General features: G+C 76.8%; 15 protein-coding genes. 5 read left to right on the top strand and 10 right to left on the bottom strand.

Features of this window, described 5'->3' with window-relative positions:
- Positions 1-5: 5 nt before the first annotated feature.
- The 3 genes from ACFCLZ_RS12150 to ACFCLZ_RS12140 all read right to left on the bottom strand — a co-directional run bounded on the left by ACFCLZ_RS12150 (position 6) and on the right by ACFCLZ_RS12140 (position 3,929).
- A complete protein-coding gene (locus ACFCLZ_RS12150) occupies positions 6-1,298 on the bottom strand; it encodes a hypothetical protein (RefSeq protein ID WP_380284904.1) in 1,293 nt (430 codons plus the stop codon).
- A gap of 209 nt (positions 1,299-1,507) precedes the next feature.
- A complete protein-coding gene (locus ACFCLZ_RS12145; RefSeq protein WP_380284903.1) occupies positions 1,508-2,164 on the bottom strand; it encodes a class I SAM-dependent methyltransferase in 657 nt (218 codons plus the stop codon).
- 400 nt (positions 2,165-2,564) lie between these two features.
- Positions 2,565-3,929, bottom strand: coding sequence for a M48 family metalloprotease (locus ACFCLZ_RS12140; protein ID WP_380284902.1), 1,365 nt, complete (start codon positions 3,927-3,929; stop codon positions 2,565-2,567).
- A 158-nt stretch (positions 3,930-4,087) separates the two neighbouring features.
- On the opposite strand from ACFCLZ_RS12140, the gene ACFCLZ_RS12135 reads away from it, so the two are divergent.
- Entirely contained in the window at positions 4,088-5,203 is a 1,116-nt protein-coding gene (locus ACFCLZ_RS12135; protein WP_380284901.1) for an alcohol dehydrogenase catalytic domain-containing protein, read from the top strand.
- 94 nt (positions 5,204-5,297) lie between these two features.
- Here ACFCLZ_RS12135 and ACFCLZ_RS12130 read toward each other — a convergent pair whose 3' ends face one another.
- The 6 genes from ACFCLZ_RS12130 to ACFCLZ_RS12105 all read right to left on the bottom strand — a co-directional run bounded on the left by ACFCLZ_RS12130 (position 5,298) and on the right by ACFCLZ_RS12105 (position 15,304).
- On the bottom strand, positions 5,298-5,465 hold the full coding sequence (locus ACFCLZ_RS12130; RefSeq protein WP_380284900.1) for a hypothetical protein: 168 nt from the start codon (positions 5,463-5,465) through the stop codon (positions 5,298-5,300).
- Between the two features lie 145 nt (positions 5,466-5,610).
- On the bottom strand, positions 5,611-7,341 hold the full coding sequence (locus ACFCLZ_RS12125) for an ATP-binding cassette domain-containing protein (protein WP_380284899.1): 1,731 nt from the start codon (positions 7,339-7,341) through the stop codon (positions 5,611-5,613).
- A gap of 310 nt (positions 7,342-7,651) precedes the next feature.
- Complete coding sequence (locus tag ACFCLZ_RS12120) at positions 7,652-9,388, bottom strand: ATP-binding cassette domain-containing protein (RefSeq protein ID WP_380284898.1); 1,737 nt, start codon at positions 9,386-9,388, stop codon at positions 7,652-7,654.
- Positions 9,389-9,511: 123 nt separating this feature from the next.
- On the bottom strand, positions 9,512-9,655 hold the full coding sequence (locus tag ACFCLZ_RS12115; RefSeq protein WP_153882823.1) for a VenA family class IV lanthipeptide: 144 nt from the start codon (positions 9,653-9,655) through the stop codon (positions 9,512-9,514).
- Positions 9,656-9,923: 268 nt separating this feature from the next.
- Entirely contained in the window at positions 9,924-11,939 is a 2,016-nt protein-coding gene (locus tag ACFCLZ_RS12110; protein WP_380284897.1) for an alpha/beta fold hydrolase, read from the bottom strand.
- The gene (locus ACFCLZ_RS12105; protein ID WP_380284896.1) at positions 11,936-15,304 is read right to left on the bottom strand and encodes a lanthionine synthetase LanC family protein; all 3,369 of its coding nucleotides are present in this window, start codon (positions 15,302-15,304) and stop codon (positions 11,936-11,938) included. The genes ACFCLZ_RS12110 and ACFCLZ_RS12105 overlap by 4 nt, the downstream gene beginning before the upstream one ends.
- A gap of 639 nt (positions 15,305-15,943) precedes the next feature.
- Here ACFCLZ_RS12105 and ACFCLZ_RS12100 point away from each other — a divergent pair.
- From ACFCLZ_RS12100 to ACFCLZ_RS12090, 3 genes are read left to right on the top strand one after another with little or no spacing between them, the layout of a single operon-like run.
- The gene (locus tag ACFCLZ_RS12100) at positions 15,944-16,780 is read left to right on the top strand and encodes a Nif3-like dinuclear metal center hexameric protein (RefSeq protein WP_380284895.1); all 837 of its coding nucleotides are present in this window, start codon (positions 15,944-15,946) and stop codon (positions 16,778-16,780) included.
- A 23-nt stretch (positions 16,781-16,803) separates the two neighbouring features.
- Positions 16,804-17,547 carry a zinc ribbon domain-containing protein gene (locus tag ACFCLZ_RS12095; RefSeq protein ID WP_380284894.1) on the top strand — a complete coding sequence of 248 codons (744 nt, stop codon included), beginning with the start codon at positions 16,804-16,806 and terminating at the stop codon, positions 17,545-17,547.
- Positions 17,548-17,552: 5 nt separating this feature from the next.
- Positions 17,553-18,710 carry a bifunctional RNase H/acid phosphatase gene (locus ACFCLZ_RS12090; protein WP_380284893.1) on the top strand — a complete coding sequence of 386 codons (1,158 nt, stop codon included), beginning with the start codon at positions 17,553-17,555 and terminating at the stop codon, positions 18,708-18,710.
- A gap of 52 nt (positions 18,711-18,762) precedes the next feature.
- On the opposite strand, the gene yaaA is transcribed toward ACFCLZ_RS12090, so the two are convergent.
- Positions 18,763-19,548, bottom strand: a complete 786-nt coding sequence (yaaA, locus tag ACFCLZ_RS12085; protein WP_380284892.1) for a peroxide stress protein YaaA — start codon at positions 19,546-19,548, stop codon at positions 18,763-18,765.
- 288 nt (positions 19,549-19,836) lie between these two features.
- Between yaaA and ACFCLZ_RS12080 the strand changes: the two genes are divergently transcribed.
- Positions 19,837-21,342 (top strand): MFS transporter, encoded by a 1,506-nt coding sequence (locus tag ACFCLZ_RS12080; protein ID WP_380284891.1) that lies wholly within the window; start codon positions 19,837-19,839, stop codon positions 21,340-21,342.
- Position 21,343: the final 1 nt, after the last annotated feature.

Raw genomic sequence — 21,343 nt, 5'->3', positions numbered from 1 at the left:
GTGGTTCAGATCCGGTCCTGGGTACGGGCGGTGAGTCCGAACTGGTCGGCGATCGCCTTCCACTTCGTCACGAAGTCCTTCTTCGCCTGGGTGGCCTGCGGGTTGAGCTCGTCGGCGCGCTTCTTGTCGGCGGTGTTCGGGGCGCTGCCCGAGCAGCCCTGGGTGGCGACCGTCCGGGCCCAGCTCGCGTACGCCCGGTCGATGTCGGCGGACAGCTGCCAGGCGGACTTCAGCGACTGGACGGCGTCCGCGCCGCCCGGCAGGTCGGTGACACTCAGGGTGGCCAGCTTGGTGAGCAACTGGTCGCGCTGCTTGGCGCCGTTGTCGAAGGTCTGCGCGGCGGTGTCGATCTCGGGCTTGGCCGGGCAGCTGTTCACCTTGGCGACCGCGTTGCCGATCGGGGACTTGGCGAGCTCGCCCTGGCCGAGCAGCTCGTCCAGGGCCTTGGCCTGGGACTGCGCGTTCGGGCCGCCGGCGGCGTCGGTCGGGCCGGGGGTCGCGCCGGCCGCCGTGCTGTCGGACGCGCCCGGGGTCGGCGCACCGGCGGAGCCGTTGGGGGCCGGGGCGGGCGGCGGGTTGCCGGACGCGTTCGCGCTGCCGGTGGCGGCGGTGGACGGGGCTGCGGGGCCGGCCTCGTCGGTGGAGGAGCCCTTGTCCCGGACCGCCCAGAGGACGCCGCCGCCGAGGGCCAGCACGAAGAGGAGGGCGAACGCGATCAGCAGGGGCGCGCGCTTGCTGCCGGGGGCGCCCTCGTCCTCGTTCTCGGGCTCCGCATAGCCGGTCGGATAGTCGTACTGGGGGTGGCCGGCGTGACCGGGGTTGCCGGGGTGACCGTACGGGGGCGCCTGCTCGTAGCCGGGCTGGCTGTGACCGGGTTGGCCGTAGCCGGGCTGGTCGTAGCCGGGCCGGCTGTGGCCGGGCGGGCCGTACGGGGCCTGGCCGCCGTACCCCTGCTGGGGTGGGGGCGGGAACGCGGGCTGCTGCGGCGGGTTGTGGGGCGCGCCGTAGGACGGGTCGGCGCCCGGGGCGGCCTGCGGGAACGCCGGGGCGGTCCGGGGCGGCAGTGAGCCGGGTGCGGCGGGCTGCGGCGGCACCGGCTGGGGGATGAAGGCCGTCGGGGCGTCGTCGGCGGGCGGTCCGGCCGGAAACTGCTGGGGGCGCGGCGGGGCGGGGGGAGTGGCGGGCGTGGCGGGAGCCGTCGGGACGGAGGGCTGCTGGGGACCGCGCACCCAGCCGCCCGCACCGCCCCGGGCGGTCGGGTCCCAGACCGCCGGAGCGGTGTTCTGCTGGTCCGTCATCTGTGCTGGCCCCCACGGTCGGCCCGGGTGCGCTCCGCCCGGATGTTCTGCTGGTCTCATACGGCCGTGCCGCGATCGCGGGCGTCCGTGACCGCGCGGACACCGTATCGTTCGCGCCCCCGCCCGGGCAGCCCCGGCACGACGTTAGAGCATCCGTGATCGCCCGTGGGGCGGGGCGGCCGATTCCGGACACCCCGGCCGGCCCGGGCTCAGCCGGTGGTGCGGCGGCGCAGGACGCGCAGCGAACCGGTCACCGAGACCTCCTCGAAGCCCTCGGCCAGCGCCCGCAGGTACACCCGGTAGGGCGCCTGGCCGCCGTCGGCGGGGTCGGGGAAGACGTCGTGGACCACCAGCAGGCCCTCGGGCGCCAGGTGCGGCGCCCAGCCCTCGTAGTCGGCGGTCGCGTGCTCGTCGGTGTGGCCGCCGTCGATGAAGACCAGGGCGAGCCGACCGCCCCACAGGGCCGCTATCTGCGGCGAGCGGCCGACCAGGGCGACCACGTGGTCCTCCAGCCCGGCCGCGTGCAGCGTGCGGCGGAACCGGGGGAGGGTGTCCATCCGGCCGACCTCGGGGTCGACCAGCGTCGGGTCGTGGTACTCCCAGCCGGGCTGCTGCTCCTCGGAGCCGCGGTGGTGGTCGACGGTCAGCGCCACGGTGCCGGCCTCCCGGGCGGCGGCGGCCAGCAGGATCGCGGAGCGGCCGCAGTAGGTGCCGATCTCCAGCACGGGCAGCCCGGTCCGGCGCACGGCGGCCACGGCGGCAGCGTACAGCGCGAGGCCCTCGTCGACGGGCATGAACCCGGTCGCGCCCTCGAACGCGGCCAGCACCTCGGGTTGGGGGCGCGTGGTCTCCAGGAGGTCGGACATGGTGCTGCTCCTCGACGGGTGTTCCGGTGTTCCTGCTCGCCGTCGGACCCTACTCGACAGTACGCCCCCACCCCACCTCGCGCCCTCGCCCCGGGGCTCGCCCTTACTCCTGCCCCGAGCCGCTCGCTCGCCCCCTTCCTTGGTCCGTTGCCCCCGGCCTCGCCCCGCCGGCCCGGGGCTCGCCCTTCTCTGCCTCGAGCACCTCGCCCGCCCCGGCCCCACGACAGAATATGTAGACCGGTCCACTTATATCGGGCAGAAATATGTAGGCCGGTCTAGATATTCACGCTGCAATCAGTAGACCGGTCGACATATTTCTGCCTCGCGACGGCCCGCTGCGGCGGAGCCCGGAGTAGGAAGTCGGACCGGCCGACTTCCTACTCCGGGCAGCAGCGGTAGTTCAGCCGGCGAGGAGGGTGCGGGCGATGCGGGTGCGGTGCGGGGCGAGTTCGGCGGCGATGGCGGCGGCTTCGTTCGGCGAGCAGGTGATGGCCGCCGGGAGCGGTGCGCGCCGGGCGAGGAGCGCCAGCCGCAGGTGGGTCGGCGGGTGCGAGGCGTCCACGGCGTGGCCGTAGCGCCGCGAGCGGCGGAGCAGCCGTTCGCGCTCCAGCGGCGGGATCGCGGCCAGGTGCTCGCGCAGCTGCGGCCAGAGCGCGCTGACGTCCGGCCCCGGAGCGGCCTCCCGCCGGCCGGCCCGGGGTCGCGACTGGATCTCGGCGCGCAGCCGCATGGTCACCGTCCCGACCGCCGAACCGAGCAGCATCGCCCCCATCGCCCCGCGCGCCGCCTCGGTGGAGCCGACCCGGGCACCGAGTTCGTCGGCGCGGTACTCGGCCTGCTGCCCGGCGCGGGCCGTGAGCCGGTCGAGCAACAGGTAGGCCCGGTAGGGCAGTTGGCTGACGAGGTGCAGGAACGCGTTGCTCAGGTAGTCCCCGATCAGCGACAGCAGCGCGATCACGCCGTACCCGCCCCGGGGCCGCTCGCTCGGTCGGGCGAGCTCGTACCAGTGCGCCAGCGCCCGCATCGCCGACCCGAGCCACAGGCCGCGCCGGTTGTCGCCGTTGACGTGGTGGGCGAACTCGTGCCCGAGCAGCGCGATCCGCTGCTGGTCGTCCAGCGCCTCCCAGAGCGGCAGGCCCACCGTGAGCACCGACCTGCGGCGCAGTCCGACCACCGCCATGCTCGCGTTGAAGTCCTCGGTGACCCGGATCACCCCGACCGGTGGCGCCCCGAGCTCGGCGGCGACCCGGTCGGCCAGCCCGTACAGCGCGGGCGCCTCGGACCGGGCCAGCACACACGTGCCGCTCGGTACCCGGCCGAGCCGGGGGCGGAGCAGGAAGGCGACGGCGAGGAGGAGGGCGCCCAGGCAGCGCAGCGGGGTGTTGCCCGTGACGAGCAGCCAGCCGGCCGCCCCCGCCACGGCAAGGGTGACGGCGTGGACCGGGAGGGCGAGCGCGGAGGCGGCGAGCCAGTCCCGGCGGGTGATGTCGGTGCGGCCGGCGGCGACCTCCTCGAACAGCCGCTCGGTCCGCTCGGCCGCCGCCCGCTCCCGGGCCAGGTCCTTCGCGGACTTGGCGCAGTCCTCGGCGGCCTCCTCGGCGGGGACGAGGTTCCACTCGCACGCCGGGCACCAGGCGGTGAACCGGGGGTCGGGGTCGACCGGGCCGGAGCAGGTCGGGCAGGAGCGGCGACGGTCGGAGGAGGTGGACGGCGACGACGTCGGCGGCGCGGGCGAGGGGGACAGGGAAGCGGCGGGGTTCGGCACGGCGGATGATCATGCCAGGCATCGCGGGCCGGGGGAACCCTCGGATCCGGCGCGGGTTCCACCGGCCAGGAGAGAGTGGAACGTGTTCTACTCGGGCCCGGCGTGCCGTGCCAGAATCGGCCCGACCAGCGATCCGAGACGGACCCGGGAGCAGCCCCATGCGCGCAGCCATCCTGCACAAGACCGGTCAGGAGACGCTCGACGTCCGTGACGACGTCGAGGCCGTCGGCTTCGGCCCCGGCAAGGTGCGGGTCCGGCTGCGCGCCGCCAGCCTGTGCCACTCCGACCTCTCGGCGATGAGCGGCGTCCTGCCCCAGCCCGCGCCGTTCGTCCCCGGGCACGAGGGCGCCGGGGACGTCGTCGAGGTCGGCGAGGGCGTGACGGACATCGCCGTCGGCGACCGCGTCGTGCTCTGCTGGATGGCGCCCTGCGGCCGGTGCGCGCACTGCGAGCGCGGCCGCTCGCACCTCTGCGCGGCCAGCCTGCGGCGGCTCGGCACGCCCGGCTTCCGCTACGGCGCGGAGGGCGCTGACGGGGCTGACGGCGCGGCCGGCGGCAGCGGCGAGGCGTCCGGCTTCTACGGCACCGGCACCTTCGCCGAGGAGGTCGTGGTCGAGCGCGAAGCGGTGCTCCCGGTGCCCGCGGACCTCCCGTACGAACTGGCCGCGCTGATCGGCTGCGGCGTGACCACCGGCATCGGCGCGGCCGTCCACACCGCGCGGGTCGAGCCGGGCGCGTCGGTCGCGGTGATCGGCGCCGGCGGCGTCGGCGTCGCGGCCGTGCAGGGCGCGCGGGTCTGCGGCGCGGCGCGGATCACCGTGGTCGACCCGGTGGTCTCCCGCCGGGAGCGGGCGCTCGCCTTCGGCGCGACCGAGGCGCTCGCCCCCGAGGAGCTCAAGGCGGTCGCGAAGGCCCTGCCGGGCGGCGGCTTCGACTACGTCTTCGAGGCGGTCGGCCGCTCGGCCACCGTCCGGGCCGGGTACGGCGCGGCCCGGCGCGGCGGGGCGCTCGTGGTGATCGGCGCCGGGGCGCAGGACGACCTCGCGAGCTTCAGCATGGGCGAGCTGTTCTTCAACGAGAAGCGGCTGCTGCCCTCGCTGTACGGCGGCGCGCCGCTGTCGCGCACCGTCGGGCTGGTGGTGGAGCTGTGGCGGGCCGGGCGGATCGACCTCGAGGGGATGATCACGCACCGGGTCGGGCTGGCGGAGGTCAACGACGCGCTCGCGCAGATGCGCAGCGGCGAGGCGCTTCGGACGGTGGTGACGCTGGGCTGAGCGTCACGGGGCCGGGCACCGAGGGGCCGGGCATCGAGGGGCCGAACGCGGTGAGGCCCGCCGGACGCACCGACGGGCCCCACCGCGCGGTCGGTCAGCCCTGGCCGCCGGCGCGGTGACGGCCGTGCGGGTCGGCCTCGGGGCTGTCGTCGGCGGCGGACCGGCCGCGGTGGCGACCGTGCGACGCGGTGTCCTCGGCCGTGGTCCCGTCGGCGTCGGTCCCGTGGACGGGTCCGGTGGTGTCGGTGAGGGTGTCGGACATCAGAATCGTCTTTTCCTTGCGAGGGTGCAGGTGTTTCGGCGCCCGGCCGGTGCACATCGCGGGCGCGGTCGGGGCCTGGCCGGTGGTCGCGGCCCGTACCCCGGCCGTCACCTTAACCGCCGGAGCGGGCGAGATCCTATCGAGATCATGACGGCCGCCCGGGGAACGGCGCGGCCCCGGAGCGCCCCGAACGTGACGCCGACCCGGCCGTCCCCAGCCAGTGGCCGACCAGCTCGCGGTAGAGCGGCGCGAGCACCTGGAGGTCGCCGTGCCGGGCCGACACCCCGCGACCGCCGTCCAGCAGCAGCACGCGATCGGCCCGCAGCGCCGAACTGATCCGGTGTGCCACGACGATGAGCGTCCCGGGGCGCTCGGCGAAGGCCTGTTCGACCCGTTCCTCCGCCGCCGCGTCCAGCCGGCAGGTGGCCTCGTCGAGGACGACGACCGGAGCGGGCGAGAGGTAGGTCCGTACCAGGGCGAGCAGTTGGCGTTCGCCGGCCGAGAGCGCCTCCGGTCCGGGGAGTGGGGCGTCCGGGCCGCCGAGCCGGGTAAGCAGCTCCTCGGCGCCCAACAGGCGTGCGGTGCTGATGAGTTGCTCGTCCGTGAGGGGCTTGTCGGTGAGCCAGGCAAGGTTGTCGCGGACGGTTCCGGGGAAGACGTACGCCTCCTGCGGCAGCAGGGCCACCAGGCGGGCGCGTTCGGCTCCGGGCAGGGCGTGCGGGTGGACGCCGCCCACCGTCACCGCGCCGGACGACGGGGCGAGCACGCCTGCCAGCAGTGCGGCGAGCGTGGACTTCCCGGTGCCGCTGGGGCCGACCACGGCCAGGTGCTCGCCCGGCTCCGGTGCCAGGTCCAGCCCGGTGAACAGCGGTTCGGCGTGCGGGCCGTGGGCGTAGCCGAGGCCGGTGGCGCGTAGCGCCGGCCGCTGCGGCGGTGACGGGGGAGGGCCGGCGGTGGTGTCGGTCGCGGTCGTCGCGGTCGTGGTGTCGGTCGTGGTCGCGGTGGACGTGGCGAGCCGGTCGAGGACGACCGCGAGGTTCAGCAGCCAGCCGCCCACCGTGCCCGCCAACGTCCGTACCGCCGGGTCGAGTTGCTGCACCAGATAGGTGGCCGTGCCCAGCAGCTCCCCGGTCGTGAGCCCGCCCCCGTCCAGGAGCCACGGTGCCGCGGCGACCACGGCCAGAACGGGCAGCCGCCCGCCGAGCGCGACCACCAGCGACCGCAGCGCCGCCGCCCGGCCGAGTGCCCGCGAGGCGGCGGCGCTCGCCTCGGCCGCCGCGGCCAGCGCGTCGGCCGTCCGCCGCTGCGCCCCGGTCGCCTGGACGTCGCGCAGCCCGCCCAGCGTGCGGCCGGCCTCGGCCGCCAGCCGCTCCTCGGCCAGCACCACCGCCCGCCGCCGCGCCACCAGCGGTCGCAGCAGCCGGGCGAACAGGGCCCCCGCCGCGAGCAGCGGCAGCAGGACGAGCGGCAGCGCGACCGGGGCCAGCACCGCCAGCCCGACCAGCGCGGCGACCAGGGTGACCCCCACCCCGCGCAGCGTGCGGAGCAGCGTCGCGGTCAACTGCCGTACCGATTCGACCTGTTCGATCAGTCGGACGACATCGGCCGGATCGCCGTGCGGCCGGGCGAGCGCGGCCCGGACGACCCGTGTCACCAGTGCGTCCCGCAACGGCTCGACCACCGCCGCGAGGTGCGGAAACCCGGCCCGCGCCGCATACGCCCGCACGCCGGTCGCCAGCCCGAACCCCGCGAGCCAGCCCACCCCGGCCCCCGTCCGCCCGGCGAGGAACCCCTGGTCCACGGCGGCCGAGACCAGAAGCCCGGACAGCACCACCGGAACCGCCTCCACGGCCGACCAGCCGGCCAGCCGCGCCAATGGCCTTCTGGTATCCGCAAGTTGCCGCCCGAGCAAGGCCCAGCCGGGAGAGTGCCACGGAGCGGAGGGTCGGCCCACCCGGCTTCCTGCCCGGCTCCCCGCCCGACGTCCGGCGCGGCGAACGCCGACGACGTGCCCGGCGCTGTGGCGCCCCATCAGCCGACCCCCGCTCCGGGCCCGACCCGCCATCGGCGAGCGTGCGGCGGAGTGGAAAGTCGGCCCGCCCGACTTCCTGTGCGGCGGATCCCGGCGACCACTTCACGTGCGACGTGCTGCCCGGGGGAGTGCCGGGGAGCAGGAGATCGGTGGGTCATCGGGCGACCGCCGCTTCGAGCGCCGTGCCGGCGAGGGTGGCGCGGTAGTCCGGGTCGGTGAGCAGGGTGCGGTGGGGGGCCAGGGCGCGCAGGTGGCCGTCGTCGAGCCAGGCGACCAGGTCCGCGCGGGCGGCCGCCGCCTCGCGGTGGGCGACCACCAGGCGGGTGCGGCCCCGGGTGGCTCGGTCCAGGGCTTCGCCGACCTGGTACTCGGTGGCGAGGTCGAGCCCCGAGGTGGCGTCGTCCAGCACCACCACCCGGGTGGGGCGGGCCAGCAGGCGGGTCAGGCCGAGGCGTTGGAGTTCCCCGCCGGAGAGCCGTAGTGCGTCCAGCGGGGTGTCCCAGCCGCGCGGCAGCCGACGCAGGAAGCCGTCCGCACACGCGGCGGCCGCCTGCTCGGGGCCCGCGCCGTCCAGTGCGTCGCGCACCGTCCGCCCGACCAGGGCCGGGCGGGCGAACGCGTAGCCGACGGCCTCGCGCAGGGCCTCGGGGGCGAGTGCGGTCACCGGGACACCGTCGAGGAGGACGACGCCCTCGTCCGGATCGCGCAGTCGGCCGGGCAGCGCGGCCAGCAGCGACTTCCCGGAACCCGACCGGCCCACGAGCGCGACCGTCGCCCCGCCCGGGAGGGTGAGGTCGAGGGGGCCGAGCAGCGCCCGGCCGTCGCCGTCCCGCACCACGACGCTCCGCAAGACGAGCGTGCCGGGACCGTCGGCGGGCGGTACGGCGGTGCCGACGGGGGCCGGTTCGAGGGCCAGCACCGCGTCCACCCGGGTCCGTCCGGCCCGCGCGTGCGCCACGCCGACCAGCGCCTCCACCTGCTCGAACAACCCGGCGCCGAGCGCGGCCCACCCGGCCGCGGCGGTCAGCCCGCCGGGCGCCAGCCGCCCGCCCGCGACCAGGGTTCCGGCGGTGGCCAGCACCGCCACCTCGACCACGGCGACCAGCACCATCGCCTGCCATGCCGTCCGCCGCTGCGCCGCCCACAGCGCGTGCCCGGCCGCGGACAGGTCCGCCAACCCGCCGGGCTCCGCCGCCGGCCCGGGGCCGTGGGGCGGGCGACCGAGCAGCCGGTGCGCCTCGCGGTGCTCGGCGCCGGCGGCGTGGATGCTGGCGAGGCCGGCGAGCGCGGCGGTGAGGTCGGCGGCCACGGCGGCCTGGGCCTCCTGGTAGCGGAGGAAGACGGGCCCGGCGTCACGCAGGAAGAGCCGGATCAGGACGGCCCCGGGCAGCACCCCGCCGACGAAGGCGAGTGCCAGCCAGGGCGACAGCACGCCGAGTCCGACGATCGCGCCGACCGAGCCGAGCAGGGCGGTGGTGGCCCCGAGGACGGCCGGCAGGCGGCCGCCGGCGTCGGCGGCGGAGCCGGTGAGGCGGGCGGCGAGGTCGCCGGGCGGCGGTCCGCCGTGGGTGAGCCGGCCGCCCGGGCCGAGTGCGAGCAGGTGGCGGACGAGCCGTCCGCGCAGGGCGGCGGTGGCTTCGGCGGCGCAGGCCGGACCGGTCGCGGCGGCGAGCGCGTCGGCGCCGGCGGCCGCGCCCAGGACGAGCGCGAGCCGGGCCAGGGCGCCGGGCCAGGTGGCCGGCGTGCCGCCGGAGCCGTGGTCGAGCGCGGCGTCGACGGCCCCGGCGAGGGCGGCCGGCAGGGCGAGCGCGGCGGCGGCTCCGACCGGCAGCGCGACGGCCAGGGCGACAGTCTGGCCGGAGGGTCGGCCGGTGGGTCGGCGGCGGGACATGGGCGGTGGGCTTTCGTCGAAGGGACGGGGAGGGCGGGGCCGGAGCAGCAAGGTGCCGTCTTCGCCTGTCCGGACAGGCGAAGACGGCACCTTCGCGCGTGCGCTACCGGCCGATCGCCACCACTAGCTGATGGTGAAGATCAGACAGGTCAGGATGAGACAGGTGTACTGGCAGCCGCCGCCGTGGCCGGTCAGCTCGACGGACTCGGTCTCCGGCAGCTCCTGCAGGGCCGCGAGGTCGGTCTCGAAGTCCACCATGTTCTCCATGATCGGGTTCCTCCCCTTGACGGTCGCGCCCGCCGCGACCTGCGGTACGGGCGTCGGGTGGTGCTCCCCGGGCGGCTCGGTCCGCCACCGCGGGGTGTTCCCGGCCGCGCAGGGCCGGGCGGCCCGGGCCGCGAAGGGCCCGGGAGTCCGTGGGTTCCGGCAAAGCGGTTCCGACGATGCGGCTCCGGCAAAGCGGTTCCCGGCAAAGTGGTTCTGATGAAGCGGTTCCGGTGAAGTGGTTCCGGTGAAGGGCGCGGCGCCGCCGGAGCTACCCCGGGCGCCCGGTGCGCAGGAACGCGGCGAGCAGCTCGTGCAGCACCGCCCCGCCCTCCTCGGCCAGTACCTCGTGCCCGGACCCCGCCGCCTCGACGTAGCGGAAGTCCGCCCCCTCCGTGCGCCCGATCCGCAGCAACTCGTGCCGCAGCGAACGCGATTGGCTCACCGGGACGACCTCGTCCCGGTCGCCGTGCACGATCAGCAGCGGCGCGCCGATCCGGTGTGCGAGCTGGAGCACGTCGCGCGGCCCGCGGGCGTCCGCGATCGGCTCGCCGCCGCCCAGCCGGGTGGTCAACGCCCTTACGGGGGAAGAGGCTTCGGCCAGGAGCCGGGCGCCCGACAGGAACGGTGCGACGACCGCGCAGCGCGTCAGGTGCCCGGCCGGTGCGTGCGCCGCCGCCAGCAGGGCGAGGAACGCGCCGTAGCTGACCCCGAACAGGGCCGGCGGCTCCAGGCCGAGCGCGGCGCGCTGACCGGCGACGGCCTCCAGCAGGTGCAGCACGTCGTCGAGGTCCGGACCGCCCCAGGAGCCCCGGATGGCCATCGCGTGCGCCAACCCGTAGCCCGTGGAGCCGCGTTGGTTCGGTGCGAGCACGGCCAGGCCCTCGGCCGCCATCCGTTGCAGCGCCGGGTCGAACTCCAGCCGCCAGGCGTCCGCCGGGCCGCCGTGCAGCGCCAGTACCAGGTGCGGGCTGCTCAGCCAGGCGTCCCCGCCGTACACCACCGCCTCCAACGGTCCGGCCGGGCCCGCGAGTTCGAGGCTCTGCGCGGGATGCCAGCGGCCCCCGTCGCCCGGCTCGGCGGAGCCGTCCAGCCGCCAACCACTGGGCGGTGCGGCGGGGTTGGCGCGGCCGAGGGCGCCGGGCCGCCAGGGCAGGACGGTGTCCCGCCAGGGCCCGGGCAGGCCGGAGCCGAGCGGTGCCAGCTGCAGGGGCAGCGGCACCGGCGCCGGGCCGGACGCGGGGGCGGCCGGGCCGTGCGCCAGCAGCGCGTCCACGTCCAGGGTGGCGAGCGCGGCCGGGTGGTCGGGCGCCGAGTACGGCATCCGCAGCCCGCCCGCCGACCAGTGCGCCACCGCGCCGAGCCGCCCCGGCGGGACGGGCAGCGGGTCCAGCCGTCCGGCGGCCGGCTGCCACACGGCGAGCGAGCAGCCCGCGCCGTGGTCGACCTGGACGGCCACCCGGGCCGGGCCGGCGCCCGCCCGCATCGCCACGGGCCGCAGGAACATGCCCGCGACGTGCAGGGCTTCGGGGAACCGCAGCGGCTCCCCGCCGCCCAGCACGCCCCAGCCGATCCGGTCGGTGCCGGGTGCGTCGCTGCGCACCATCGCGAACCGGCTGTCCGGGTCGAACAGCACCAGCCGGTCGTTGCTGCGCTCGCCGATCTCCAGCAGCGGGGTGACGGTGCCGCTGCGCAGGTCGAGCACCACCGTGCGGACCAGGCCGTCGCGCACCCGGTCGAGCGCCAGCAGCGCGCCGGCGTGGTCCAGCCAGACGCCGCCGCCGTGCAGGCCCGGGATCTCGGCGACCTGCTGCGGCGCGGAGCCGTCGGCCCGCACCAGCCAGACCGTGGTGGCCGGCCGGGTGTCGCTGCCCAGGGCCAGGGCGACCGGCGCCCCGGGGCCGGACGGCGCGCCCGCCGGGAGCGGCAGGAGGCGCAGGCCGGGCATCCGCAGGTTCGCCAACGGCCGTTCGGCGGTGACGGGTCGGCCGTCGGGGTCGGTGGCGGGGTGGAGCGTCACCAGGTCGTGTCGTTCGCCGTCGTGCCGGCAGACCAGCACCGAGCCGTCCGGCAGGGCGACGAGTTGCGAGCGGAAGCTCTCGAAGCGGTTGCCCGGCAGGTGCAGTCCGGTCGGGACGGCGGGTCCGTCCGTCGGGAGGTGCCAACTCTCCACGTACCAGCCGCCGTCGGCCGCGGAGGCGAGGCAGGCGGCGTGGCCGCCGTCGGCGGCGAAGGCGAAACTCAGCCGGCGCAGTGCCCGGGTGGTGGCGCGGGTGGCCACGTTCATGGCGTCACCACCCCGGTCGGGCCCGGGGCGGCAGGCCCGGTCGAGGGTCCGCCGGCGTACGGGGCGGGGTCCACCCAGAGCCGCGGACCGCCGTGGCGCAGCCGCAGCAGGAAGGCCAGCGCACCCGCCGTCCCGGTTCCGTAGGCGGGGGCGGACCCGGTGCCGGTCTCGTCCGGCAGCACCAGCAGGCCCTCGCGCAGGGCCGAACGGGCGGCGATGAGCGATCCCAACCCGGTGGCCGTGGAGCGGAATTCAGGATCACCGGTGGCCTCGGCGAGGTCGAGCAGGAACTCGCCGTCTCCGGCCAGGCCGTGGCAGGCGGTGGTGCCGCTGTGCCAGCGTCCGGCGGTCACCGCCCGGCCGGCGGCCAGGGCCAGTCGGTGCGCGTCGGCGTCGCCGGTGGCGCGCCAGAGCCGGAGGAGGAAGGTTCCGGCGCCGGAGGAGCCGCTGCACCAGTGTGCGAGGCGGACGTGTCCCGGGTCGTCGGCGCTCTGCGGCCACCAGGCGACCGAGCCGCCTGCGGCCGGACCGTCCGCGACCGAGTCGTCCGCGACCGGGTCGAGGCGGGCGGTCGCGGCGAGCGTGCGACCCGCCGCGAGGGCTCCGTCGAGCAGCGCGCGGTCGCCGGTGGCCCCGGCGGCGGCCAGCAGGAACGCGCCGACCCCCGCGACACCGTGGGCGAAGCCGAGGTGGGTGATCCCGGCCAACGCCGAGTCGAAGTCCTGCGGCACCGGCCACACCGTGCCGTACGGCGCCTGCCGCGCGGTGGCCAGCAAGCCGTGGCCGCAGCGGGCGGCCCGGTCGAGGAAGGCGGCCGAGTCGATCGCGGATCCGGGCAGATGCTCGGCGGCGAAGCGGAGTTGGAGGAAGCCGGCGCCGGCGGCGCCGTGGCAGACGTCCGGGTTGGGCCACTCGACGGCTATCCGGGCCGCCAGCTCGGCCGCCCGGCCGGCCAGGGCGTGGTCGCCCAGTGCCCGGGCGGCGTCCAGCAGTGCCCAGGCGGCGCCCGAGCGGCCGAAGTGCAGGCCGGGCAGGACCACGGGCTCGGCGGCGCACCGGCGCTCGATCCACTCGGCGGCGGTCCGGGCGGTGGTCCGGGCGCTCTCCCGGACGTCCCCGGGCAGGTCGGTGGTCGCGGCGGCCCGGGCGAGCACGGCCAGCACACCGGCCGCGCCGTGCTGCACATTGCACGGGTCCGACCGCTCGCCGGCCGGCACCACGGGCCAGAGCCGGTCGGGCCGCGACGGCGTGGCGGTGCGGGCGAGCTGCCGCAGTCCGTCGTGCAGGACCCGGTCGAGGACGGCCGCCTCCTGGTCGACGCTCGCGCCGGTGCCGGTGCCGGTGCCGGTGCCGGTGCGCGGCGGGTGGACGGAGGGCGGGCCGTCGGTTCGGGGCGTGCCGGGGGAGGGCGCCGTGGGGTCGGCGCCCCGGCCGTCGCCGCCGTTCCCGGCCGTGTCCGGGCGCGGTGTGTCCCAGAAGGAGGAGGAGGGCCCGGCCTCGCCGCCGCCGTCGGGCGCCGACTCGGCGGGCGACGCGCCGCCGCCGTCGGGCGCCGGGGCCGCGGCGGCACGGTGCGGGGCGTCGGGGACCGGCATCCGCCGCACGGTGTCCTCGCCCGACGCCTCCGGCCACGGACCGGGTGCATCCGGGCCGGGCGCACCCGCCAGGGACTCCCGTACCCGGGCCGGGCCCCAGCGGTGGCGCGGGTCCTCGGCGCGCAGGCCGAGGACGGCCGGGGCGAGCCGGCGGGCGGTGGCGCCGCAGCGGGCGGCCAGGGTGAGCCAGCGGCCCAGCCGGTCGGCGACCGGGCGGGCCTGCGGGAGGTCCTCGGGCAGCAGCGGGTCGTGGCCGGTGGCGAGCAGGAAGAACAGCCCGCCGAGCGCGTAGAGGTCCGCCTCCGGTTCCGCCGTGCGGACGCCGTCGCCGCTGCGGCCCGCCGCGAGGCCCGCGAAGGGCCCGCCGGCCCGTCGGCCCGGCGCGGCGGGGCCGTCCTCGGCGACCGGCGCGAGCCGCCCCGGGCCCTGCTCGGGGGCCCGGTAGCCGGGCGTGCCGGCCGAGCCGGCCCGGGTGCCGGCCTCGGCGGCCAGCTCCAGGTCGACCAGCCGCAGCGAGCCGTCCGGTTGGACGAGGACGTTGCCGGGGGAGAGGTCGCGCAGCACGAGGCCCTGCTCGTGGACCCGCTCGACGAGGTCGAGCAGGGCGTCGGCCATCGGTCCGGCCTCGGCCCAGTCGACGTCGGGGCTGCCGTCACGGCGGAGCCGGGCCGCGACCCAGCTGCCCAGCGGTTGCCCGGCGATTCGTTCCTGCACGAGGAAGAGCGAGTCGTCCTGCTCGACGAGTTCGACCGGGCGCGGCGCCAGTTCCTGGCCCTCCAGCCGGGCGAGCAGGGCGGCCTCGTGCCGCAGCGCGGCGCGGGCGTCCGTGCCGGCGCGGTCCACCTCGATGTGCGCGCGGGCCTGCTTGACCACGACCTCGGCGCCGCCGTCGGTGTCCCGGCCGAGGAAGACGCCGCCCTTGGCGCCGTGCCGGATCGCCCCGGTGACCACGTACCGCCCGGCGAGCAGCACCCCGCCGCTGCCGCGCCGACGCGGTACCGGCCGGCCCGCGCCCGGCCGGTACCCGGGCGCGGAGCCGTACCCGCGCCGCCCCTCCGGTGCGTCCGAGGCCTCTGATGCGTTCGAAACACCCGAAACGCCCGGTGCCCCCGAAACGCCCGGTGCACCCGATACCCCCGACGCACCCGATACCTCCGACGCACCCAGTACCCCCGGCCCGTCGACGGCCAGCGGGTCCCGCGCCCACGGCGGGCACCGGTACGTCGCCCCGCGCACGTCCTCGACCCGCTCGCCCCCCGGCCCGCGCAGCATCGACCGGTACCCGCCGTCGTTGCCCAGCTCGGCGCGGGCCGCGATGGCCCCGTACCGGTAGTGGACGAGGCTGCCCGGCCGGTACGGGCGGTCGGAGAGCACCACGGGACCGGGCAGCCCGTCGGTGGCCCGGTGCAGCGCGGCGGCCAGCCGCCGGAACTGCGGTTCGCCGCCGGGGTAGACGGTGATGAACTTTCCCGCCGAACCCCGGTCGCTGTTCCGTGAGTTGAGCTGGTGGAGCTGCGCCGGGCCGGCCGCGAACTTGAACGCGCACGGGTCCTCGGCGAGCACCTCGGTGACGGCCGCGAGCACCGCGCCGCCGACCGCCGAGGCGGCGCTGACGTGGAGCTTCCAGCCCTCGTCGGGCAGCTCGCCCGCGGACGGCCTGGCCGTGCACCAGAAGCCCTCGACGGTGACCCGCCAACCGACCTGCCCGTCGGTCCCCGCATCCCCGCCGCCTCCCCGGCCTCCGGCGGCGGCCAGTGCCGTCCGCGTCATCTCCGGCCACCGGCCGGCCGCGTCCGGCCCGTGGTCCGCCGAGTCCGCCCCTCCGGCCGCACGCAGCGATGTGCCCGCCCCCATTCGCCACCACATCCCTTCGTCTGGTGCCGGCGCGCCCCTCCGGTGCCCACTGCTCCGGCACCGGGGCGCGCGGCCACGGCCTGAAATCGGTTCCTCGGGTTCGCCCGGGTGTGCTGCCCGGCGGCCGCCGACGCCGTCGGCACCGCCCCGGCCGCGTCCGCCGCGGGCCCGGTCCGTCCTGCTCACCTGGGCCCGTACGTCCGGCGGAGCGCCTCCCCGACCCCCTGGTCGGGCAACTCCCGTTCGCAGAAGTGAAGTTACTTTCGGTAGCGAGGGATGCTCAATCCGAAGCCGGTCACTTCACTCGTAAGGGTGATCCGGGCGCCGTTTCGAATTCGTGCGAACGGCCCGGTGTGCGCGGCGCGCGCCCCGTGGCCCGGCGCGAACCGCCCCCGCGCGCCGGTCGAACGCGGCCGCGCCGCCCGCCCGCGCCCGCCGCACCGCAGGTTGACGCGCATCCGTGCGCCCCGCCCGCCGCGGGGAACCGCCGCCGGGGGAAGCGGCGAGGAGAACCGGGCGGACCGCCTCCACCCGCGCGCACGGTAGTCTCGACAGGTGCCGAAACTGTCCGACGTCATCACCGCCCTCGACGAGCTGTACCCGCCGCAGTGGGCGGAGTCCTGGGACGCCGTCGGCCTGGTCTGCGGAGACCCTCAGGCCGAGGTCCGCCGCGTGCTGTTCGCCGTCGACCCCGTGCAGGCGGTCGTCGACGAGGCCGTCGCGTGGGGGGCCGACCTGCTGGTCACCCACCACCCGCTGTACCTGCGCGGCACCACCACCGTCGCCGCGACCACCTTCAAGGGCCGCGTCGTGCACACCCTGATCCGCAACGGGATCGCCCTGCACGTGGCGCACACCAACGCCGACCACGCCGACCCCGGCGTCTCGGACGCGCTCGCCGAGGCGGTCGGCGTGACCGTCACCGGCCCGCTCGTCCCGGACCCGACCGACCCGCTGGGCCGGCGCGGCACCGGGCGGGTCGGCCTGCTGGAGCCTCCGCTGACCCTCGCCGCGTTCGCCGCGAACGTCGCCAAGGGGCTGCCGGCCACCGCCGCCGGCGTGCGGATCTCCGGTGACCCGAACCGCCTGGTCAGCCGGGTCGCGGTGTGCGGCGGCTCCGGCGACAGCCTGTTCGCCGAGGTGCGCGCGGCGGGCGTGGACGCCTACCTGACCGCCGACCTGCGCCACCACCCGGCCTCCGAGGCCGCCGAGGCGGCGCCGGTCGCCCTGGTCGACGCCGCGCACTGGGCCACCGAGTGGCCCTGGCTGCCGCTGGCCGAGCGGGCGCTGCACGGCGCCGCCGAGACGCACGGCTGGACCGTGGAGACCCGGGTCTCCCACACGGTCACCGACCCGTGGACCGCGCACGCCCCCATGTCCTTCCCCGCCTGACCCGATTCACAGGAGCTCTCCGCTTGAACGCCGCGCCCGCCGACCAGATCCGCCTGCTCGACCTCCAGGCCATCGACTCCAAGCTCGACCAGCTGGCCCACCGGCGGCGCAGCCTGCCCGAGCACGCCGAGATCGACAAGGTCAACGCCGACCACACCGCCCTCAAGGACCTGGTGGTCGCCGCCCAGGCCCAGCACGGCGACACCACCCGTGAGCTCACCAAGGCCGAGCAGGACGTGGAGCAGGTCCGCGCCCGGGCCGCCCGCAACCAGCAGCGCCTGGACTCCGGTGCGATCACCTCGCCCAGGGACCTCGAGAACCTCCAGCACGAGATCGGCTCGCTCGCCAAGCGGCAGGGCGACCTGGAGGATGTCGTGCTGGAGGTCATGGAGCGGTTGGAGTCCGCCCAGACCCGGGTCACCGAGCTGGGCGCGCGCCTGGAGCACTCCACCGTCGTGCTGACCGAGGCCGAGGGCCGCCGCAACGCCGCGTACGCCGAGATCGACGCCGAGGCGGAGAAGGTCAAGCGCGACCGCGAGGCCGTCGCCGCCGTCATCCCGGCCGACCTCATGAAGGTCTACAGCAAGCTGCGCGAGACCCAGGGCGGCGTCGGCGCGGCCCGGCTCTACCAGCGCCGCTGCGAGGGCTGCCGCACCGAGTTCTCGATCACCGAGCTCAACTCCATCAAGGCCGAGCCCGCCGACAAGGTGGTCCGCTGCGAGAACTGCTCGCGGATCCTGGTCCGCACCGCCGACTCCGGCGTCTGAGTCCGGTGGCGGCGCGCAGGTTCGTCGTCGAGGCGGACGGCGGGTCCCGGGGCAACCCGGGGCCGGCCGGCTACGGCGCGGTGGTCCGCGACGGCGACACCGGGCAGCTCCTCGCCGAGGCGGCCGAGTTCATCGGGCACGCGACCAACAACGTGGCCGAGTACAAGGGGCTGATCGCCGGGCTGCGCGCGGCCCGGGAGATCGACCCGGACGCCTCGGTGGACGTGCGGATGGACTCCAAGCTGGTCGTCGAGCAGATGTCCGGCCGCTGGAAGATCAAGCACCCGGACATGCAGCCGCTCGCCGCCGAGGCCCGCGAGGTCTTCCCGCGCGGGCGGGTCCGGTACAGCTGGATCCCGCGCGAGAAGAACAAGGAGGCCGACCGGCTCGCCAACGAGGCGATGGACGCGGGCAAGGCCGGCCGCCAGTGGGAGCCCCGGGCCGCCGCCTCCGCGCAGGCCGCCGCGCCCGCCGCCGGGGAACCGGAGCCGCTGGAGACCGCCGTGCCCAAGGCGGGCTGGGCGGCCCCGGCGGACCTCGGCACCCCGACCACCCTCGTCCTGCTCCGGCACGGCGAGACGCACCTCACCCCGGAGAAGCGGTTCTCCGGCAGCGGCGGCACCGACCCGGAGCTCTCCGAGAAGGGCCGCTGGCAGGCCGAACGGGCCGCCGAGGCGCTCGCCGCGCGCGGCTCGATCCAGGCCGTGGTCGCCTCGCCGATGCGACGCACCCGGCAGACCGCGGAGGCCGTCGCCGCCCGGCTGGGCCTGGACGTCCGCTACGAGGAGGGGCTGCGCGAGGTCGACTTCGGCGCCTGGGAGGGGCTGACCTTCGCCGAGGCGCGGGAGCGCTACCCGGACGACCTCACCGCCTGGCTCGGCTCCACGAAGGCCAAGCCGTCCGGCGGCGGCGAGAGCTTCGCCACCCTCACCCACCGGGTCGGGGTGGCCCGGGACAAGATCCTCGCCCGCTACCCCGGCAAGACCGTGCTGGTGGTCTCGCACGTCAGCCCGATCAAGACGCTGGTCCGGCTGGCGCTCGGCGCCCCGCCGGACTCGCTGTACCGGATGGAACTCTCCGCCGCCTCGTTCTGCGCCGTCCAGTACTACGCGGACGGCAACGCCTCGCTGCGGCTGCTCAACGACACCGGGCACCTGCGCTGACGGCCGCCGGGGCCGGTCGGTCGGAAACGACCGGCCCCGGCGTGCTCAGCGCTCAGTGCACCTCGGTGACCACCACGTCCAGCTGCCACGGCTTGCGCGCGGTGCCCTCGGCGGCGACCTCCACCCGGTGGCCCAGCCCGGTCAGCGCGTCCAGCAGCTCGCCGGGGGTCTTCGGCTCGGCGCCCGCCACCAGCAGGTCGCGGACCAGCCGGCCCTTGGTGGCCTTGTTGAAGTGGCTGACGACCGTGCGCCGGCCGTCCCGCTCCTGGAGCACCCGCACGGTCGCCGTCCGGGACACCACCTCGCCGGCCGGCTTCCACGCCGCCGCGTAGGCGGAGGAGCGCAGGTCCAGCACCAGGCCGTCGGCGACCTCCGGCAGCACCTCCGCCGTCGCGCGCCGCCAGTACGCGCCGAGCGCCCCCGGGCCGGGGAGTTTCACCCCCATCGAGCAGCGGTAGGGCGGGATCCGGTCACCGATCCGCACCGCGCCCCAGAGCCCGGAGAAGACCAGCAGGCTCCGCTCGGCCCGGCCGTACGCGGCCTCGTCCAGCGTCGCCAGCCCGAGGTTGTCGAACAGCACACCCGTGTAGACCTGCCCGGCCGGGAGCGCCCCCGCCGTCGGCAGCCCCGCGTTGCGTGCCACCTCGCCGCGCAGCCCCGGGCTCAGGCCCAGCACCTCGGCGGCGGCGTCCTCGTCCCCGCGGCAGAGCGAGACCAGCGCCGCCAGCACCTCCGCCCGCGCCGCCGTCAGCCCGGGCAGCGACAGCCCGTCGAGCGCCACCGGCCCACCGTCCCCGGACGCGGCCTTCCCCTCCGAGGGCGGCAACAGCACCAGCACGACGGACTCCTCCACACTCCACGGCACCGACCACGCCACCCTACGCAACCCACCCCCAGCCCGGAAAACGGCTGGTCACCACCGCCCCGCCGGCCCTGCCGCCGGCCGGCACGGGAAGCGACGACCGAGGAGCGCGCCCCGTCGGCCCCACCGCCGGCCGGGCGGCTCGCAGTGCCGTACCGGGCGCCCGGCGCGCGGACCGCCGACCGGCTCGCGAGCGCCGACCCCGCCACCCGGACGGGTCGCTTCGTCGGCGTCCGACGACCCTTCCGGTGGGAGGATCGAGCCGTGCCCGAAGCGACCTCCGTGAGTCCGCCGTCCGCCGGCCCCGGTCCCGACCGGCGCCGCCGGCAGCTGATCCTGGCGATCTGCTGCCTGAGCCTGTTCATCGTCGGGCTCGACAACACCGTGGTGAACATCGCCCTCCCGCAGATCCAGCGGGACCTGGACGCCCCCGCCTCCGGGCTGCAGTGGATCATCGACGCCTACACCCTGGTGCTGGCCTCGCTGCTGATGCTGTTCGGCTCGCTGGCCGACCGCTTCGGCCGCCGCCGGGTGTTCCAGACCGGCCTGCTGGTCTTCGTGCTCGGCTCGCTGCTGTGCAGCCTGGCGCCCGGACTGGGGTGGCTGGTGGCGTTCCGGGCGGTGCAGGCGGTCGGCGGCTCGATGCTCAACCCGGTCGCGATGTCGATCATCACCAACACCTTCACCGAGCCGCGCGAACGCGCCCGGGCGATCGGCATCTGGGGCGGCGTGGTCGGCATCTCGATGGCGCTCGGACCGCTGCTCGGCGGCTTCCTGGTGCATGCTGCCGGCTGGCCGGCGATCTTCCTGATCAACGTTCCGGTCGGCCTGCTGGCCTGCCTGCTGACCGCCCGTTACGTCCCCGAGTCGCGCGCGCCGCGGGCCCGCCGGCTGGACCCGGTGGGGCAGGTGCTGATGATGGTGCTGCTCGGCTGCGGCACCGGCGCGATCATCGAGGGCCCGGCGCACGGCTGGACGTCCCCGCTGATCCTCGGCCTGGCCGCGGCGGCGCTCGCCGCGCTGGTGGCCTTCCCGCTGTGGGAGCGGCGGGTCGCCGAGCCGCTGGTCGACCCGCGGTTCTTCCGCAGCGCGCCGTTCACCGGCGCCACCGTGACGGCCGTCTGCGCCTTCGCCTCGCTCGGCGGCTTCCTCTTCCTGAACACCCTCTACCTCCAGGACGTCCGCGGCTACAGCCCGGTGGAGGCGGGCCTGTGGACGCTGCCGATGGCCGGGATGATGCTGGTCTGCGCGCCGCTCTCGGGCCGGATCGTCGGCGCCCGGGGCCCGCGGCTGCCGCTGGTGCTGGCCGGCCTCGGCCTGGTCGCCAGCGGTCTGCTGCTCACCCGGCTGGCCGCGGACTCCCCGCCGGGCCTGCTGCTGGCCGCGTACGGGCTGTTCGGCTTCGGCTTCGGCTTCGTGAACGCGCCGATCACCAACGCCGCCGTCTCCGGCATGCCGCGAGCCCAGGCGGGGGTGGCGGCGGCCGTCGCCTCCACCAGCCGGCAGGTCGGCCAGTCGCTCGGCGTCGCGGTGATCGGCACCGTGGTCGCCTCGTCGGTGGTCGGCACGGTCGCCTCCGGCTTCGCCCCGGCCAGCCACGCGGGCTGGTACATCGTGGCGGGCCTGGGCGCCACGATCGGGCTCCTCGGCCTGGTCACCACCTCCGCCTGGGGCACCGCCACCGCCGCCCGGGTGGCCGCCGGCCTCGGCGGCGACCCGCCCCTCACCCGCCCCGGGGTGCGGGAGGCCCCGCCCGAGCGGCTACCATGAC

This window comes from Kitasatospora purpeofusca (assembly GCF_042691725.1).
GTDB lineage: Bacteria > Actinomycetota > Actinomycetes > Streptomycetales > Streptomycetaceae > Kitasatospora > Kitasatospora purpeofusca_B.
Note: the sequence above shows the minus strand (reverse complement) of the source record. Positions and strands in the feature narration are given on the sequence as shown.